Here is a 16927-nt window from a genome sequence, read left to right on the forward strand (position 1 = left end):
GGGGTTCGAAAAGGCTTTTAGATGGCGTCCGTGCCGGTCTCGCCGGTACGGATCCGAATGGCCTGTTCGAGGTTGACCACGAAGATCTTGCCGTCACCGATCTTGCCGGTGTTGGCCGCCTTGGTGATGGCCTCGATAACCCGGTCCAGCTGGTCGTCGGAAATGGCGACGTCGATCTTCACCTTGGGCAGGAAGTCGACGACGTACTCGGCCCCACGATAAAGCTCGGTATGTCCCTTCTGCCGACCGAAGCCCTTGACCTCGGTGACAGTGATGCCCTGCACGCCGATCTCCGACAGCGACTCGCGCACGTCGTCCAGCTTGAACGGCTTGATGATGGCAGTAACTAGCTTCATGTAACTTCTCCCGTGTTGGATGGACTTGCCCCAGGAAATCGAACCCGTTTCAAGTCTATTCGCAGTGCCTGGCTTTGTAACGCTCCGGCCGCCTGGCACGGAGTTCCGTCGAATCACAAGACTGCTCTGGCGCTGCGGGATCACGCCCCGCATCACGCCGCACCGAACGGCATCGGTGCATGTCTCTTCCGGGACAAAGCAGAAAGCTTGCCAGATGCGCAAAAACCCTTGTTTTTCATTGGATTACTTCGATATCAGGGTTGTTGGGTGAGGGCCTCGGCCATCCGCATGCACCAAGATGGATCACTCGCACCCCGGGCCACGCACGAAAATGTGCAGAGCCGGGCAACGCCATGGGGCAGACGCCTGCGCTACACTGCGCCGCACCTTGATATTGCATAGGCCCCTTCAATGCTCCCGCCGAAAGCCCTGCTCGACTCCCTCGCCGGCCACGCCTCGCGACTGTTCAATGGCGAGACGCCACTCTCCCGTGGCGAATTCGAAGCTCAGTTCAAGGCCCTGCTGCAAGGCGCGTTCAGCAAGCTCGATCTGGTCAGCCGCGAAGAGTTCGACACCCAGATGGCCGTACTCGCACGCACTCGCGCCCGCCTCGAGGCACTGGAAGCGCGCGTCGCCGAACTAGAGGCCAAACCGCCCACCGAGTAAGTCTGCTCCGCACCGAGCAGCATGTGATCAAGGAGTGATCCATGTCCCTGGCAATCGTCCACAGTCGCGCCCAGGTCGGCGTCGATGCTCCGCCGGTCACGGTGGAAGCGCATCTGGCCAACGGCCTGCCCTCGATGGCACTGGTCGGCCTGCCGGAAACCGCGGTCAAGGAAAGCAAGGATCGCGTACGCAGCGCGCTGCTCAACGCCGGCTTCGACTTCCCCGCGAGAAGAATCACCCTCAACCTCGCCCCCGCCGACCTGCCCAAGGATGGCGGCCGCTTCGACCTGGCCATCGCCATGGGAATACTCGCCGCCAGCGGTCAGGTGCCGGAGAGCGCACTGGCCGATCTGGAATGCCTCGGCGAGCTGGCGCTGTCCGGCGCGCTGCGTCCGGTGCAGGGCGTGCTGCCGGCGGCGCTCGCGGCCCGCGCCGCGGGGCGCAGACTGGTAGTTCCCAGGGCCAACGCGGAAGAAGCCAGCCTCGCCTCCGGACTGGAAATCCTCGCCGTCGATCATCTGCTGGAGCTGGTCGCCCACTGCGCCGGGCAGACGCCACTGGCGCCGTTTGCCTCGCAGGGATTGCTGCGCCAGATCGCACCCTACCCGGATCTGGCCGAGGTCCAGGGCCAGGCCGCGGCCAAGCGCGCACTGCTGATCGCTGCATCCGGCTCGCACAACCTGCTGTTCAGCGGGCCGCCCGGCACCGGCAAGACCCTGCTCGCCAGTCGGCTGCCGGGGCTGCTGCCGGCGCTGACCGAAAGCGAGGCGCTGGAAGTCGCTGCGATCCATTCCGTGGCCAGCCACGAACCGCTGCGCTGCTGGCCGCAACGGCCGTTTCGCCATCCCCACCACAGCGCTTCCGGCCCGGCCCTGGTCGGCGGCGGCAGTCGCCCGCAACCAGGCGAAATCACCCTGGCGCATCAGGGCGTGCTGTTCCTCGATGAGCTTCCCGAGTTCGATCGCAAGGTGCTCGAGGTGCTGCGTGAACCGCTGGAGAGCGGCCATATCGTCATCGCCCGGGCGCGGGACAAGATTCGTTTTCCGGCACGGTTCCAGCTGGTCGCAGCGATGAACCCCTGTCCATGCGGCTACCTGGGCGACCCCTCCGGCCGCTGCCGCTGCTCGCCGGAGCAGATCCAGCGCTACCGCGGCAAACTGTCCGGCCCGCTGCTCGATCGCATCGACCTGCACCTGACTGTCGCCCGCGAAGCGACTGCGCTGCAGGGTACTGCCGGTGACGGCTCGAACAGCGCGACTCTGGCCGCCGTCGTCGCCGCCGCCCGGCAACGCCAGATCGAGCGTCAGGGCTGCGCCAACGCCTTTCTTGATCTGCCGGGCCTGCGCCAGCACTGTCGCCTGGACAGCGAGGACGCCTGCTGGCTGGAGACGGCCTGCGAGCGCCTCGGCCTCAGCCTGCGTGCCGCCCACCGGGTAATGAAGGTGGCAAGGACCCTGGCCGATCTGGAGGGCGAACCGAACATAGGCCGCGCCCACCTGGCCGAGGCGCTGCAGTATCGACCCGCGGCGGGAGCCTGAGGGCCGCGCACGACGCAACCTCTCACTCGCATCGCCGACTCGACAGCAGCCGCGGCCTGGTCGAGACTTCTCACGCCCTCACCCGGCGCCGCGTCATCGCTGCGCGCCAACCAACCCACGGGTTCACGAGAACCATCCTTGAAGGCCATATGCGCTCGCACACCCATCGAATCCTCCCTCGCCGGCCAGCGCGCATGCTGATCGGCCTGTTTCTGCTCGCCTGGCTAACAATGGCGATCTACCAGGCCAGCAAACCGTTGCCCACCGGGCTGTCCCTGCAGGGACCCTGGCGACCGGCGGAGGATGTCCGCCTGCTGTTGGACCAGACCTGGCAGCAGGCCGATGGCGAACGATTGAGCGAACAGGAGATCTTCGACGAAGCGCTGGGACTGATCGGCCAGGCCCGGCACCTGGTGGTAGTCGACATGTTCCTGTTCAACGACTTCGCCGGCCAGGGCAGCTATCGACCGCTATCCGCCGAACTCGCCGGCGCCCTGATCGACGCCCGCGCGCGCGCGCCGGCGCTGGAAGCGGTGCTGATCACCGATCCGTTCAACAGCCTGTATGGCGGTCTCGACAACCCGTTGCTGGAGCAACTTCAGCAAGCCGGCGTCACCGTCATCAGCACGCCCCTGCAACGTCTGCCGGCATCCAACCCGGCCTGGACCGGGCTCTGGGCACTGTGCTGCAGCTTCGTCGGCAACAGCAGCAGCGACGGCTGGCTACCCAGTCCGGTCGGGGAGCAGAAGATCACCTTGCGCAGCTACCTTGCGCTGCTCAATTTCCGCGCCAACCACCGCAAGACCTTGATAGTCGACCAGGGTGACGACTGGGTGGGCCTGGTGACCTCGGCCAACCCCCACGACGGCAGCAGCCGTCACAGCAACCAGGCGCTGCGCTTTCGCGGCGCCGCGGCACTGGATCTGCTGGCCAGCGAGGCAGCGGTGGCCCGCCTGGCCGGCTATGACAGCGCTCACTGGCCACAGCCGCCTGACGCCGCTCCGATTGAAGGCAACGAACCCCGGCTCAGGGTACTGAGCGAGGGCAAGGTGCGCGACGCACTGCTTGCCATGGTCGACGAGGCTGCGCCCGGCGAGCGGCTGGACATTGCGGTCTTCTACATCGCCCATCGTCCGCTGGCCGAGGCACTGATCCGCGCCCATCAACGCGGCGTGCATGTGCGCCTGCTGCTCGATCCGAACCGCGACGCCTTCGGCCGCGAGAAGAACGGCATTCCCAACCGCCCGTTCGCCTGGGACCTGCACGAACAGGGCATCGAGGTCCGCTGGTTCGCCACTTCCGGCGAGCAGGGGCATCGCAAGCTGATGCTGTGGACCCGCCAGGACGGCAGTGCCGAACTGCTCAGCGGCTCGGCGAACTTCACCCAGCGCAATCTGGACGACCTCAATCTGGAAACCGACGTGCAGCTGCGCGGCAGCGCCGAATACCCGCCATTGGCACGCGTTGCCGACGATTTCGAGCGCCTCTGGAGCAATGCTGAAGGACGCACCTACAGCCTGTCCTACCAGGCATTCGCTGATCACAGTCGCTGGCGCTACGGGCTGTATCGGGTGATGGAGTGGAGCGGGATGTCGACCTTCTGAGACCTTGGGGCCGTCAAGCCATGAGAGGGGTTGGCGTGCAAGCGGCCAACGGCGGATTACGCCTACGGCCAATCCGCCCTACAGGTGCTCAGGCCTGCCCGAGGTAGAGCGCAACGGGCACAGCGCATCGGGTCGTTGCTCCATCCGCTCGAGACCATCAAAGACGGCTAGGGTCCTTCCAGCGATAAGGTGGCGCGAGAGGAGGTCCCGCGGCGGATTACGCCTACGGCTAATCCGCCCTACAGGTTCAACCAGGTCTGCGCCGAGGTCGTAGGGCGCAATAAGCGCAGGGCATTGCGCCACTGCTCCTTCTGCCCGGTCATCAACAAATGCGCTGGACCCTACGCAAACCGCGACGCTGACGATGGAGAAGCCCTTGGCTGATCCACCGTCAGCGAAAGGTCCGTCAGAGGCGCTGCTGCACCGGACTGGCATCGTGGGAGATGGTCACTTCTACGCGGCGATTCATCGCCCGCGACGCGGCGGTGCTGTTGTCCGACACCGGGTGCGCCTTGCCAAAGCCCTGGGTCGAGATCCGACGCATGTCCACACCCTGGCGCACCAGTGCGTGGCGCACCGAATCCGCCCGGCGCTGGGACAGCTCGAGGTTGTACGCATCACTGCCGGTGTTGTCGGTAAAGCCTTCGATCAGCACCTGACGCTCCGGATGCTGCTGGAGGAACTCGGCGAGCGAGCGGATATCGCCGAAGGCCGCGGGCTTGAGATCGGCCTTGTTGACGTCGAACAGCACGTCGCCAAAGGTAATCACCGATCCGCGATCACTGGGCTTGGCGTCGAGCTTTTCCTGCAGCTTGCGGATCTCCGCCTCGCGAGCATCCAGTCGTGCCTCGCTGCGCTGGTCGGAAACAGCCTTGTAATCTTCCTCGGCGGTCTTCAGCAGAATGGTCTGGCGAGCCAGCTCGACGCGCTGGTTGGCCAGATAGGCCAACTGATCGACCCGTTCCTGGTCCTGCTTGTCCTGATAGGCCTTGTCGGCCTTGGCCAGCATCTGCTCGGCATCCTTGGTTTCCAGTGCAGCCATCTGCAGCGAACGGGGGTCCTGCTGCAAGCCACTGAAGTTCAGGCGCGCCTGCTCCAGATTCGGGTTGGGTTGGCTGGCACAGCCTGCCAGCACCAGGCTCATGGCGAGCAGGGTAGGCATGGTTAGGTGTTTACGCATGATCTAAATCCCTCAAATCGACTTGGAATACGGCGAGTTCAGTTGGCGTTGCGCAGACTCTCTTCGCGCAACTCCTGAACCCCTTGCTGGGCGTCCTGAAGCATCCGCTGGGCCTTCGCGGCCTGCGCCTTGCGCTCGGCGACGCGGGCATCCCACTCGGCCTGCTCGGCCAGGCGCTGCGCCTTGTCGTATTCCTTGTTCTGCTCGGCCTTCTGCGCCGCGTCGAATTTTTCCCGGGCGGTCTTCAGTTCCAGCGGGGCGTACTCGAGCGCACCGGCGGTCTCCGCCGCGTTGACCGCCTGTTCGGTGACGGCCATCTCCGCCTTGGGTGGATCGCCGGCGCAACCGGCAAGCAGCAGCGAACCACCCAAGGCGACGGCAAGGAGTTGCGCGCGCGGCAGGCGCGACCGCAACGGTGCAGACAGATATCGAATTTCCATGAGTTCCTTCCTCTCTGTGCAATCCGGACAGACATCGCTGGCTGCGATGCCCGGTGAAGGCGAGCCCTAGACCCGCCGCCCAGCACTCGAAAAGAGCGCGCGGCACTGCTACGCGGCAAACCTGGAAGGCCTGACGCGTCGCACCCTAGGTGGACAGTGGCACAGTGGTTTCACTCGAAATTTTCCGACCAATGACACTTGAAGGATTTCTTCAGAATCAGTTCGGACTACCTTGCGCAGACCGCGCAGGCATAGGCAGAGCCTGACGATACGAGCACAAAAACGCCCGCATCGCTCAGCCTTCGACCAGTTGCTTGCGCATCCCCGACATCAGGTAGCGGGCCAGGTCGGCCAGCGGCAGTGGACGGCTGATCAGGTAGCCCTGGGCCTGGTCGCAACCGAAGGCGCGCAGTCGCTCCAGCTGTTCGAACTGCTCGACGCCCTCGGCCACCACCTCGAGACCGAGGTTGTGTGCCAGCTCGATCATCGCCCGCACCAGACGCTCGTTCTCGCTGCGCTCGAGCATGCCGCCGACGAAGCTCTTGTCGATCTTCAGCAGCGAGATCGGCAGGCTGTTCAGGTGCATGAAGGACGAGAAGCCGGTGCCGAAGTCGTCGAGGGAAAAGCGCACGCCCAATTGGCCGAGTTCGAGCATGCTCTGGCGCACGTGCTCGCTGCGGCGCATGACCGCGGTTTCGGTCAGCTCGAACTCGAGCCAGTCGGCGTCGACGCCACGTTCGGCGATCAGCCTCGTCAGCGTCGGCATCAGCTGGCTGTCCTGGAACTGGCGGAAGGACAGGTTGATCGCCATGTGCAGCGGCGCGAAGCCGCGACCACGCAGCCACTGCATGTCGCGCAGCGCACGGGAAATGACCCAGTAGCCGAGTGGCACGATCAGCCCGCTTTCTTCGGCCAGCGGGATGAACTCACTCGGCGGCAGCAGGCCGCGTTCCTCGTGGTTCCAGCGCACCAGTGCTTCGAGCCCGACGATGGCGTCGCCGTGCAGGCTCAGGCGCGGCTGGTAGTGCAGTTCCAGCTCATCGCGGCGCAGGGCGCGGCGCAGTTCGCTTTCCAGATCGGCCAGGCTACGCGCGCTGCGATGGACACGCGGATCGTAGCGGTGAAAGGTGCAGCCCTGGCGGGCCTTGGCCTGCTGCATGGCGATGTGCGCATGCCACATCAGCGGGTCGGCACCCTCGTCGCGGCAGGCCTCGGCCAGGCCGAGACTGCAGCCGAGCAGCAGACTCTCGTTGTCGACCCAGTAGGGTTCGGCCAGCGACTCCATGATGTCCTCGGCAACCCGCTGGGCGCGGCCCGGGTCGCGACGGGTATCCAGCAGCAGGGCGAACTCGTCGCTGCCCAGCCGCGCCAGTGTGTCGCCGACTTCCAACTGGCCCTTGAGTCGCGCCACCACCTGCTGGATCAGACGGTCGCCGGCCTGGTGGCCAAGGGCATCGTTGACGCTGCGAAAGTTGTCCAGGTCCAGATGGCCGAGGGTCAGGCCCGCGCCAGAGAACTCAGCCAGACGCGCTGTAAGCAGGGTCTGGAAGCCCTGGCGGTTGGCGATGCCGGTCAGCGGGTCCTGCTCGGTCAGACGCTCCAGCGTGCTCTTGAGCACCTGCTGCTCATGCACGTAACGCACGCAACGCAACAGCAGCTCCGGCGCCAGGCTCTTGCGCTGCAGCCAGTCGCTGACCCCCGCAGGCAGTGCCTCGGGCGGGTTTTCCAGGAGCAGAATGATCGGCAGCGCGCAGCGTGCGGGGTCAGGACAACGCGAGGGCGTCGCCAGCACTATTCCTGGCTCGCGCTCGCCGACCAGACAGCTGGCGGCTTCCCAGGACGGTGCGGTAATCAGTGGACAGTTGCTGCCGGCCTGCGCCAGGCAATCGGCCAGAAGCCCAGCCCATTCCTGCCGATCGGCCAGCAGGATCAGGCGCACGGGTTCCATGAGTGCGGACAAGCGACCTCCCCAAAGTCAGAAGAACTTTGCGGCGCACGGGCCAACCTGCCCTCGTCCATCCCTGCAGTGCACCGCTGCGCGCCGTTTTCCGGCGTCTCGTTGGCTTCTCGACCGCGTCCCTGCCTGCGCGCATGGCCACCTCGGCGGCCCACGCTGCGCACACCTTACGCGATTGCGCGGCTTAGCCAATCCTGGCCGTTTGCCAGCACGGACGATGTGTCGCAGCGCACAGCGTGAATCAGCTCGCCAGGCGGTGCTGCTAGAATGCCCGCCCGTTTTCCGATGATGCCGATATGTCCCGACTCAATCCCCGGCAGCAGGAAGCCGTGAACTACGTCGGCGGGCCTATGCTGGTGCTCGCCGGTGCCGGTTCCGGCAAGACCAGCGTGATCACCCGCAAGATCGCCCACCTGATCCAGAAGTGCGGCATCCAGGCCCGTCACATCGTCGCGATGACCTTCACCAACAAGGCCGCGCGCGAGATGAAGGAACGCGTCGGCAGCCTGCTGCGCGGCAGCGAAGGCAAGGGCCTGACCGTCTCGACCTTCCACAACCTGGGCCTGAACATCATCCGCAAGGAGCATGTGCACCTGGGCTACAAGCCGGGCTTCTCGATCTTCGACGAGGGCGACATCAAGGCGCTGTTGTCGGACATCATGCAGAAGGAGTATTCCGGTGACGACGGCGTCGACGAGATCAAGAACTACATCGGCAACTGGAAGAACGAACTGGTCATGCCCGACGAGGCCCTGGCCAGCGCCCGCGGGCCGAAGGAACAGACCGCGGCGATCGTCTACCTGCACTACCAGCGCACGCTCAAGGCCTATAACGCGGTCGACTTCGACGACCTGATCCTGTTGCCGGTGAAGCTGTTCCAGGCGCACCCCGAGGTGCTGGAGAAGTGGCAGAACCGCATCCGCTACCTGCTGGTCGACGAGTACCAGGACACCAACGCCAGCCAGTACCTGCTGGTCAAGCTGCTGGTCGGCATGCGCCATCAATTCACCGTGGTCGGCGACGACGACCAGTCGATCTACGCCTGGCGCGGCGCCCGCCCGGAAAACCTGATGCAGCTGAAGGAGGACTACCCCTCGCTGAAGGTGGTGATGCTGGAGCAGAACTACCGCTCGACCAGCCGCATCCTCAAGTGCGCCAACGTGCTGATCGCCAACAATCCGCATGTGTTCGAGAAGCAGCTGTGGAGCGAGATGGGTCATGGCGACGAGATCCGCGTGATCCGCTGTCGCAATGAGGAGTCCGAGTGCGAGCGCGTCGCTCTGGAAATTCTCACCAACCATCTGCGCACCGGCCGGCCCTACAGCGACTTCGCCATCCTCTACCGCGGCAACTACCAGGCCAAGCTGATGGAGCTGAAGCTGCAGCACCACCAGATTCCCTATCGCCTGTCCGGCGGCACCAGCTTCTTCGCCCGCCAGGAGGTGAAGGACCTGATGAGCTACTTCCGCCTCCTGGTCAACCCGGATGACGACAATGCCTTCCTGCGGGTGATCAACGTGCCGCGTCGGGAAATCGGTTCGGCGACCCTGGAGAAACTCGGCAACTACGCCACCGCGCGCAAGGTGTCGATGTACGCCGCCTGCGATGAGCTGGGCCTGGGCGAGCATCTGGACAGCCGTTTCGGCGAGCGGCTGCAGCGCTTCAAGCGCTGGATGGACGGTGTGCGCCAGCAGTGCGCGCAGAACGATCCAATCGCCGCGCTGCGCTCGATGGTGATGGACATCGACTACGAGAACTGGCTGCGCCAGAACGCCTCCAGCGACAAGGTCGCCGACGCGCGCATGGGCAACGTCTGGTTCCTCATCGATGCGCTGAAGAACACCCTGGAGAAAGACGAAGACGGCGAGATGACCATCGAGGAGGCGATCGGCAAGCTGGTGCTGCGTGACATGCTCGAACGTCAGCAGGAGGAAGAGGAAGGCGCCGAAGGCGTGCAGATGATGACCCTGCACGCCAGCAAGGGTCTGGAATTCCCCTGCGTCTACATCCTCGGTGTCGAGGAAGAAATCCTGCCGCACCGTTCCAGCATCGAGGCAGACACCATCGAGGAAGAGCGGCGCCTGGCCTACGTCGGCATTACCCGCGCGCGCCAGCACCTGACCCTGACCTTCGCCGCCAAGCGCAAGCAGTATGGCGAGGTGATCGACTGCACCCCGAGCCGCTTCCTCGACGAGCTGCCACCCGAAGACCTGATCTGGGAAGGCCAGGAAGATGCGCCACTGGAGGTCAAGCAGGCCAACGGCAAGTCGGCCCTGGCAGATATCCGGGCAATGCTGAAGAAGCCTTGAGCTCGCGCACTACAGCTTGTGAGCACTGCCCAGGCAGACCGCGAGCCGCCTGAAGCATCCCTCACCCGCCCTCGGCACCCTCTCCCGAAGGAGAGGGAAAAGCCGTGCCCGCAGGGCGCTCCGCAAAACCACTCCGCGGTCGCCCCGCAATAGTCCTTCTCCCTCCGGGAGAAGGTGCCGCGCCGCGGCGGATGAGGGAAGGCTCAGCCTGCAGGGTGCTTGGCCCCATCGAACTCTATCCACCGGCCTCAGAAGCCTGCTTCTGCGCCGTCGCCCCCAGCCCGGCCAGCAGCAGCTTGCGGTACAGCTGCTCGCGCAAACCCTCCGGCTGCTCCAGCCCCATGCGCTGCAGATGGCCGGCGTAGCACTGCGGATCAGGCTGATCGAACAGCGTCGCGGCGCCCAGTTCGAGTATCTCGCTGAGCTTTAGCTTGCTTTTCAACCAGCGCAGCGCGCGCAGCAGTTCCTGCTCCTGCTCGGTGAAATCGCACCCCAGTGGAAACTCGACGAACAAGTGCGGGAACTCGTCGCGCAGTGACTGCAGGCGCTCCGGCGTGTTCTGCCGATACTCCTCAGCCAGAACGAAGTCCCCGCCCAGCTTGCCGGCCTTCTGCGCTGCCTCGATCAGTTCGTCCTGGAAGCGCGAATCGGCGATTTTCAGCAACGCCTCGATAACCTCCGCATCGCTTTTGCCACGCAGGTCTGCGATGCCGTACTCGGTGACCACGATGTCGCGAAGATGGCGCGGAATGGTGGCATGTCGGTAGTCCCAACGAAGGTTGGAACTGATTTCTCCGCCCGACTCACGCCAGCTGCGCAGCATCTGGATCGAGCGTGCACCTTCCAGTTCATGGGCCTGGGCAACGAAGTCGTACTGGCCGCCAACGCCACTGAGCACACGACCATCTTCCAGCTGATCCGCCGCGCTGGCACCCAGCAGGGTGACCACGAAGCTGCTGTTGATGAACCTGGCCTCGCGCCGCTGCAGGCGCTTGAGTGGTTCATCGCCATACAGCTGATTGATGTAGCTGATCGCCGTCATGCCGATGCTCTGACGCGTCACGCCGTCCATCTCGCGCAGGCGCCGGTAGAAGTCCTGCGGACCGAGGAAAAACCCGCCGTGCATGAGTACTCCGCCGGCAGCCCGCCCAAGCCAGGGCTGCAAACCGGCAAACAACGCCGACTCATCGAGCTGCAGCGGCAAGCGGCTGCCGTCGGGCAGCAGCAGCTGCTCGCCTTCCCTGACCACTGCGGCATCGAGCAACGCATGCTTCTGCAGCCAGCGCAGCGTCTGCTCATCGCTCAGCGTGGTGAGCCCGATGTGGTGCAATCGCGTCGGATCGGCCAGACGCCCCTCGGCATCCAGCGCGCCGCAGTCGGCCAGGCGCTGCAGCTGCTCGTGGGGATACACCGCCCGACCGAGGACTCCCGCTTCGAGCAGCGCCAGCAGACCATGCACGAACATCTCGCTGCAGGCATACAGGCCCTGCTCGAAAGGCTCGAGCCCGCCCTCGCGGTCGACCAGCCCGGTCCATCGCTGCGGCACCTGCATGCACTCGAGCAGCGCGCGGTAGGCGGCATTGTCGGTCTGCCGCGCCAGCAGGGCCGCCGTCACCGCATCGGCCATGGCACCGATGCCCAGCTGCAGACTGCCGCCATCACGCACCAGCGCGCTGACATGCAGGCCGATGGCGTGGTCCTGCAGGGTCACCGGCAGATTAGGCGTAGAGAACAGGCGGTGTCGCTCGAGAGGCCCCAGCAGCAGGTCGAACTCGCTGACTGCCAGCTCGGCGTCACCGCCCATGTACGGCAGATCGACGTGCGGCTGGGCGATGCAGAGGATGGTCTCGCCCGCCTCACGGCGCGCGCGCAGGCCCGGTAGCAGATCGAGGGTAATGTCCGGATTGCAGCTCAGACTCAGCTGACCCGGACGCAAGGGATCCTGCGCCACCAGTTGCGCGATCAGGTTGACGCCCTTGCGCTGCAGGTCACGAGCCACCTGGCTGTAATTGAGGCTGACGTAGTTCTGCTGGGCCTGCTCGTTCTGCAACTGGCTGGCCGGTTGCAGGTAGAACTCTTCGACGTGCACGTTCGCCGGCAGCTCGCCGCAACGCAGATCGGTGAGGTAGTCGAGCTCGACGTGATCGTCATAGATCCGCCGCAGGAACGGGCCGGCAAAGCGTTGTTCCAGCTCGCTGTCGGGTTGCGGGCGTGCCAGCGAGAGCGCCGTATAGATGATCAGTTCGCGCTCCGGCAGCTGGCGGATCCGCTGGTACAGCGCATTGACGAAACGATTGGGCTTGCCCAGGCCGAGCGGCAGCCCCATGCGGATCGGCCCGTCTATCCGCGCCAGCACCTGCTCCACGGCGTGATCCAGCGTACAGCTCTGCACTCGGCACCTCCCAATTTTCGACGTCGGCCGTTGGACCGCCCAGGCAGGGTTTCGCTCGGGCGAAAACGACAAAGCCGCCCGAGGGCGGCTTTGTGATCAAGGCACGATGAACGGACTCAGAGACCGGACATCTTGTGGATAGCACCGAGCAGGTCATCATCCGAGCAGGTAGCACAGGTTCCTTTGGGCGGCATGCCGCGGATACCGGAAATCGCCGTCGCGAGCAGACCATCGACACCACCAACGCCGTCGGCGCGGGCCTTCCAGGCGGCAGTATCACCAATGGCCGGAGCACCCATGGCTGCGGCAGCAGCGCCATGGCAGGCGCCACAGTATTTCTTCACCACGTCGTCGGCGCTCATGCCACCACCGGCAGCAGCAACCGCTACCTCACCGACGCCCTTGCATTCTTCACCGGCAACGCAGACTTCGCCGACCGGCTTGATCCGCGCAGCGATTTCCTCGTCAGTCGCGGCCTGAGCGTTGACAGCCCACAAGGCCAATACGGCAACCGGTGCCGCCAGCATCTTCTTAATCAGGTTCACGCTTACACCTCATCGTGGCTAATGGGCCCGCGGCCACGGTTTGCGGGCGGGCGACAGTATAACGGCATGCGCATCGGGCTGAAACAACCCAAGTTGTCGCAGGGTTATTGCGCGCCTAACAGTGCTCGCAGGCCGCTCCGCGTAACGAGCGCGGCATTGGCGGTCAGAAATTCGCCGGGGTGGTGGCACTGATCAGACGTGCCGGAACCTCGTAGGGGTTGCGAAAGCGATGCGGCTTGCTGCTTTCGAAGTAGTAGCTGTCACCCTTCTCGAGAATGTACACCTCAGTCTCCACGGTCAGCTCGATACGCCCCTCCACCAACATGCCGGCCTCCTCGCCTTCGTGCACCAGCATCTCGCGGCCGGTGTCGGCGCCGGCTGGGTAGGTCTCGTCGAGGAAGGCGATGGCGCGGCTGGGATGGGCGCGGCCGATCAGCTTCATGGTCACGGCGCCGCTGGAGAGATCGGTCAGCTCATCCGCCCGATAGACAACCTGAGCGGTGTTCTCCTGCTCCATCTCCAGCGAGAAGAACTCCACCAGTGACATGGGGATGCCGGCGAGGACCTTCTTCAGCGAGCTGATCGAAGGACTGACGCTGTTCTTCTCGATCATCGAGATGGTGCTGTTGGTTACCCCCGCGCGTTTGGCCAACTCGCGTTGGGACAGCCCCTTGAGCTTGCGGATCGATTGCAGTCGCAGACCGACGTCCAATACGCGGACCCTCCGGGTGGGGTTTCGAAAGTGGCCGGTATGATCGCAACAGTGTTCAGTATTTTCAACACACAGGCTGAACTCTCAGGGCAGCGCCGCTACTACCGACATCTCCACCAGAATCTCCGGCTCGCACAACTTCGCCTCGACCGTCGCCCGCGCAGGCGTGCTGCCGGCAGGCAGCCAGCTGTCCCACACCGCATTCATGCCGGCAAAATCCGCATCAATGTCCTTCAGATAGATTGTCACCGAGAGAATCCGCGAGGCATCGGTGCCGGCCTCGGCCAGCAGGCGTTCGATGTTCGCCAGCGTCTCCCTAGTCTGCTGCTCCACCCCGGCGGCCATGTCCTCGCCCACCTGGCCGGCGAGATAGACGGTCTGGTTATGGATGACGATCTGGCTGAGACGCTGGTCGCTGTGCAGGCGGCGAATGGACATCGGGAAGCAACTCCAAAAGGACAGGGGTCACTCGAGACGAGGCGTCGCAGGTGACCGGTGAGCGCGAGAGAGGCGCGGATAGCGGGACATGTCCAGGCCTTCAGGGTCGATGTCAGGCGAGCGCCCCTGCAGCAGATCGGCAATCAGTCGCGCCGACCCACAGGCCATGGTCCAGCCAAGGGTACCGTGCCCGCTGTTGATGTACAGCTCGGGCCAGGGCGTTGCCCCCACCACCGGCGTGCCATCCGGCGTGGCAGGACGCAGACCGGTCCAGAATTCGCCCTGCTCCAGCGCGCCGGCGCCGCCGAACAGCTGATTGCAGACCATCTCCAGGGTCGCTCTGCGGCGCGGGTTCAGAGACAGATCGTAGCCGGCGATCTCGGCCATGCCGCCGACCCGGATGCGCCGATCGAAGCGGGTAAGGGCGATCTTGTAGGTCTCGTCCAGCACCGTGGAGCGCGGCGCACGCGCCTCATCGATGATCGGAATGGTCAGTGAGTAGCCCTTCAGCGGATAGATCGGCAAGCCAACGCCCAGGGGCTTCAGAAGCAGCGGCGTGTAGCTGCCCAGGGCCAGCAGATAGCGCTCGGCCTGTTCCAGCCGGCGATTGATCCAGACCCCCCGGATATGCCCGCCCGCTACCTCAAGCCGTTCGATCTGTTGTTCATAGCGGAACTCGACGCCTGCACGCTCGGCCAGCGCAGCCAGGCGGGCGGTGAACAGATGGCAGTCACCGGTCTGATCGTTCGGCAGGCGCAACCCCCCGAGCAACAGCTCGCCGGTCTGCCCCAGCGCAGGTTCGGCGCGCATCAGGCCGGCGCGGTCGAGCAGCTCGAAAGGTACGCCGAACCGGCGCAGGACATCGACATCTCGCTCGGCGGCGTCCAGCTGGGCCTGCTTACGGAATACCTGGGTCGTGCCCAGCTGGCGACCTTCGTAGACGATACCGGTCTCGGCGCGCAGTGCGTCGAGGCAGTCTCGGCTATATTCGGCCAGCCGCACCATCCGCTGCTTGTTCCGTGCGTAACGCGCCGCCGTGCAGTTGCGCAGCATCTGCAGCATCCACAGATACTGCTGCGGGTCGCCGCCGAAGCGCACCGCCAGCGGCGCATGGCGCTGCAACAGCCATTTCACGGCCTTCAACGGCACGCCAGGTGCCGCCCAGGGTGAGGCGTAGCCCGGCGAGATCTGCCCGGCATTGGCGAAACTGGTTTCCCTGGCCGGCGCGGGCTGACGATCGACCACGGTGACCTGGAAACCCGCCCGTGCCAGATACCACGCACTGGTTATGCCGATGACACCGGCGCCGAGCACCAGGACACGCATACTGTTCTCCTCGCCCGCGGCTGTTCATTATCCTGATCATAGACAGTCTGCTTCCGCCACGGGTCCGACGGAATGCGACAAAAGGACCGGGAGGCAAGCGATGACCACGACCAAGGCGCAGCCGGCAGACACCTACTACGCCGCGACGCGCAATCAGACGCGGCACTGGCCTGCGCTTGAGGGCGAGGTGCGCGCAGATGTCTGCATCATCGGCGGTGGTTTCAGCGGGATCGCCAGCGCACTGGAGCTCGCCGAACGCGGGCGCCGGGTGGTTCTGCTGGAAGCCCGGCAGATCGGCTGGGGTGCCAGCGGACGCAATGGCGGCCAGCTGATCCGCGGCCTTGGCCATGATCTGCAACGCTTTACGTCAAGCTTTGGGATCGATGGCGTGGCGGAGCTGGAACGCATGGGCGAGGAGGCAGTGACGCTGGTTCGCCAGCGCATCGAGCGCCACCGGATCGATTGCGATCTGCGCTGGGGCTTCTGCGAACTGGCCAACAGCCGCGCCGGCTTCACCGCTCTGCAGCGTCAGGCCGCAGAACTGCAGGAGCGCGGCTACCCGCATCCGCTGGCGCTGGTCGCGGCCAATCGAATGCGCGAGGTGGTCGCCTCGGACAACTATCACGGCGCTCTGGTGGATATGGGCTCTGGCCACCTACACCCGCTGAACCTGCTGCTCGGCGAGGCTCAGGCCGCCGACGAGCTGGGGGTGACGATCTGCGAGCAGTCGCCGGTACAGGCGATCGGTCGCGGACCCAGGCTACAGGTGCGCACTCCTCGCGGCTGCGTCGAGGCCGATCAACTGATCATTGCCTGCAACGCCCATCTCGGCGACCTGGTGCCGGAGCTCGCCGGCCGCGTGCTGCCCGCCGGCAGCTATGTGATCGCCAGCGAACCACTCGGCGAACGCGCCCTGACACTGATTCCACAGAACCTGGCGCTCTGCGATCAGCGTGTCGCCCTGGACTACTTCCGCCTGAGCGCCGATGGCCGCCTGCTGTTCGGCGGCGCCTGTCACTACTCGGGGCGCGACCCTGCCGATATCGCCGGCTACATGCGGCCGAAGATGCTGCGGGTGTTTCCCCAGCTGGCCGACGTGCGCATCGACTACCAGTGGGGCGGGATGATCGGCATAGGCGCCAACCGTCTGCCGCAGATCGGCCGCCTCCCAGAGCAGCCGAACATCTACTACGCCCAGGGCTATGCCGGTCATGGCATCAATGTCACCCACCTGGCCGGACGACTGCTGGCGGAGGCCATCTGTGGTGAACAGAGCAGCGGCTTCGACCTGTTCGCCCGTGTCGCGCATCGGCGTTTTCCCGGCGGCACAGCGCTGCGCTCACCCTTGTTGGCGCTGGGCATGCTCTGGTACCGACTGAAGGAAAGGCTCGGCCGCGACCGCCTCGCTTGAGCCGCTGAATTTTCTCGGCGGCGCGGCCTCTGAGCTTTAGGACGACCCGCCAG

The 16927-nt window shown here is 65.1% G+C and carries 14 protein-coding genes; 5 read left to right on the plus strand and 9 right to left on the minus strand.

What is annotated here, in order from left to right:
- Positions 1-17: 17 nt before the first annotated feature.
- On the minus strand, positions 18-356 hold the full coding sequence (gene glnK, locus DBO85_RS17530; RefSeq protein WP_108108842.1) for a P-II family nitrogen regulator: 339 nt from the start codon (positions 354-356) through the stop codon (positions 18-20).
- Positions 357-767: 411 nt separating this feature from the next.
- On the opposite strand from glnK, the gene DBO85_RS17535 reads away from it, so the two are divergent.
- The 3 genes from DBO85_RS17535 (at position 768) to DBO85_RS17545 (ending at position 4164) form a co-directional block, all read left to right on the plus strand.
- Entirely contained in the window at positions 768-1022 is a 255-nt protein-coding gene (locus tag DBO85_RS17535; protein ID WP_108108844.1) for an accessory factor UbiK family protein, read from the plus strand.
- Between the two features lie 41 nt (positions 1023-1063).
- Positions 1064-2560 (plus strand): YifB family Mg chelatase-like AAA ATPase, encoded by a 1497-nt coding sequence (locus tag DBO85_RS17540; RefSeq protein ID WP_108108845.1) that lies wholly within the window; start codon positions 1064-1066, stop codon positions 2558-2560.
- Between the two features lie 194 nt (positions 2561-2754).
- Positions 2755-4164: a phospholipase D-like domain-containing protein gene (locus tag DBO85_RS17545; protein ID WP_177429798.1), complete on the plus strand. Its 1410-nt coding sequence runs from the start codon at positions 2755-2757 to the stop codon at positions 4162-4164.
- A 406-nt stretch (positions 4165-4570) separates the two neighbouring features.
- Here DBO85_RS17545 and DBO85_RS17550 read toward each other — a convergent pair whose 3' ends face one another.
- From DBO85_RS17550 to DBO85_RS17560, 3 genes are all read right to left on the minus strand, one after another.
- A complete protein-coding gene (locus DBO85_RS17550) occupies positions 4571-5344 on the minus strand; it encodes an OmpA family protein (RefSeq protein ID WP_108108850.1) in 774 nt (257 codons plus the stop codon).
- Between the two features lie 38 nt (positions 5345-5382).
- Positions 5383-5784, minus strand: a complete 402-nt coding sequence (locus DBO85_RS17555) for a DUF4398 domain-containing protein (RefSeq protein ID WP_108108852.1) — start codon at positions 5782-5784, stop codon at positions 5383-5385.
- 295 nt (positions 5785-6079) lie between these two features.
- Positions 6080-7744 carry a putative bifunctional diguanylate cyclase/phosphodiesterase gene (locus DBO85_RS17560; RefSeq protein WP_108108853.1) on the minus strand — a complete coding sequence of 555 codons (1665 nt, stop codon included), beginning with the start codon at positions 7742-7744 and terminating at the stop codon, positions 6080-6082.
- Positions 7745-8037: 293 nt separating this feature from the next.
- Between DBO85_RS17560 and rep the strand changes: the two genes are divergently transcribed.
- On the plus strand, positions 8038-10050 hold the full coding sequence (gene rep, locus DBO85_RS17565; RefSeq protein WP_108108854.1) for a DNA helicase Rep: 2013 nt from the start codon (positions 8038-8040) through the stop codon (positions 10048-10050).
- 235 nt (positions 10051-10285) lie between these two features.
- Here the strand turns inward: rep and DBO85_RS17570 are convergent, their stop codons facing one another.
- The 5 genes from DBO85_RS17570 to DBO85_RS17590 all read right to left on the minus strand — a co-directional run bounded on the left by DBO85_RS17570 (position 10286) and on the right by DBO85_RS17590 (position 15463).
- Positions 10286-12376: an acetyl-CoA hydrolase/transferase C-terminal domain-containing protein gene (locus DBO85_RS17570; RefSeq protein WP_108109096.1), complete on the minus strand. Its 2091-nt coding sequence runs from the start codon at positions 12374-12376 to the stop codon at positions 10286-10288.
- A 182-nt stretch (positions 12377-12558) separates the two neighbouring features.
- Positions 12559-12987 (minus strand): c-type cytochrome, encoded by a 429-nt coding sequence (locus DBO85_RS17575; RefSeq protein WP_108108856.1) that lies wholly within the window; start codon positions 12985-12987, stop codon positions 12559-12561.
- Positions 12988-13150: 163 nt separating this feature from the next.
- Positions 13151-13699 carry a cupin domain-containing protein gene (locus DBO85_RS17580; RefSeq protein ID WP_108108858.1) on the minus strand — a complete coding sequence of 183 codons (549 nt, stop codon included), beginning with the start codon at positions 13697-13699 and terminating at the stop codon, positions 13151-13153.
- Between the two features lie 84 nt (positions 13700-13783).
- Positions 13784-14137, minus strand: a complete 354-nt coding sequence (locus DBO85_RS17585; protein ID WP_108108860.1) for a RidA family protein — start codon at positions 14135-14137, stop codon at positions 13784-13786.
- A 27-nt stretch (positions 14138-14164) separates the two neighbouring features.
- Positions 14165-15463 (minus strand): D-amino acid dehydrogenase, encoded by a 1299-nt coding sequence (locus DBO85_RS17590; RefSeq protein WP_108108861.1) that lies wholly within the window; start codon positions 15461-15463, stop codon positions 14165-14167.
- Positions 15464-15563: 100 nt separating this feature from the next.
- On the opposite strand from DBO85_RS17590, the gene DBO85_RS17595 reads away from it, so the two are divergent.
- Positions 15564-16874: an NAD(P)/FAD-dependent oxidoreductase gene (locus tag DBO85_RS17595; protein ID WP_108108863.1), complete on the plus strand. Its 1311-nt coding sequence runs from the start codon at positions 15564-15566 to the stop codon at positions 16872-16874.
- Positions 16875-16927: the final 53 nt, after the last annotated feature.

The sequence above is a fragment of the Pseudomonas mangrovi genome (genome assembly GCF_003052585.1).
GTDB lineage: Bacteria > Pseudomonadota > Gammaproteobacteria > Pseudomonadales > Pseudomonadaceae > Aquipseudomonas > Aquipseudomonas mangrovi.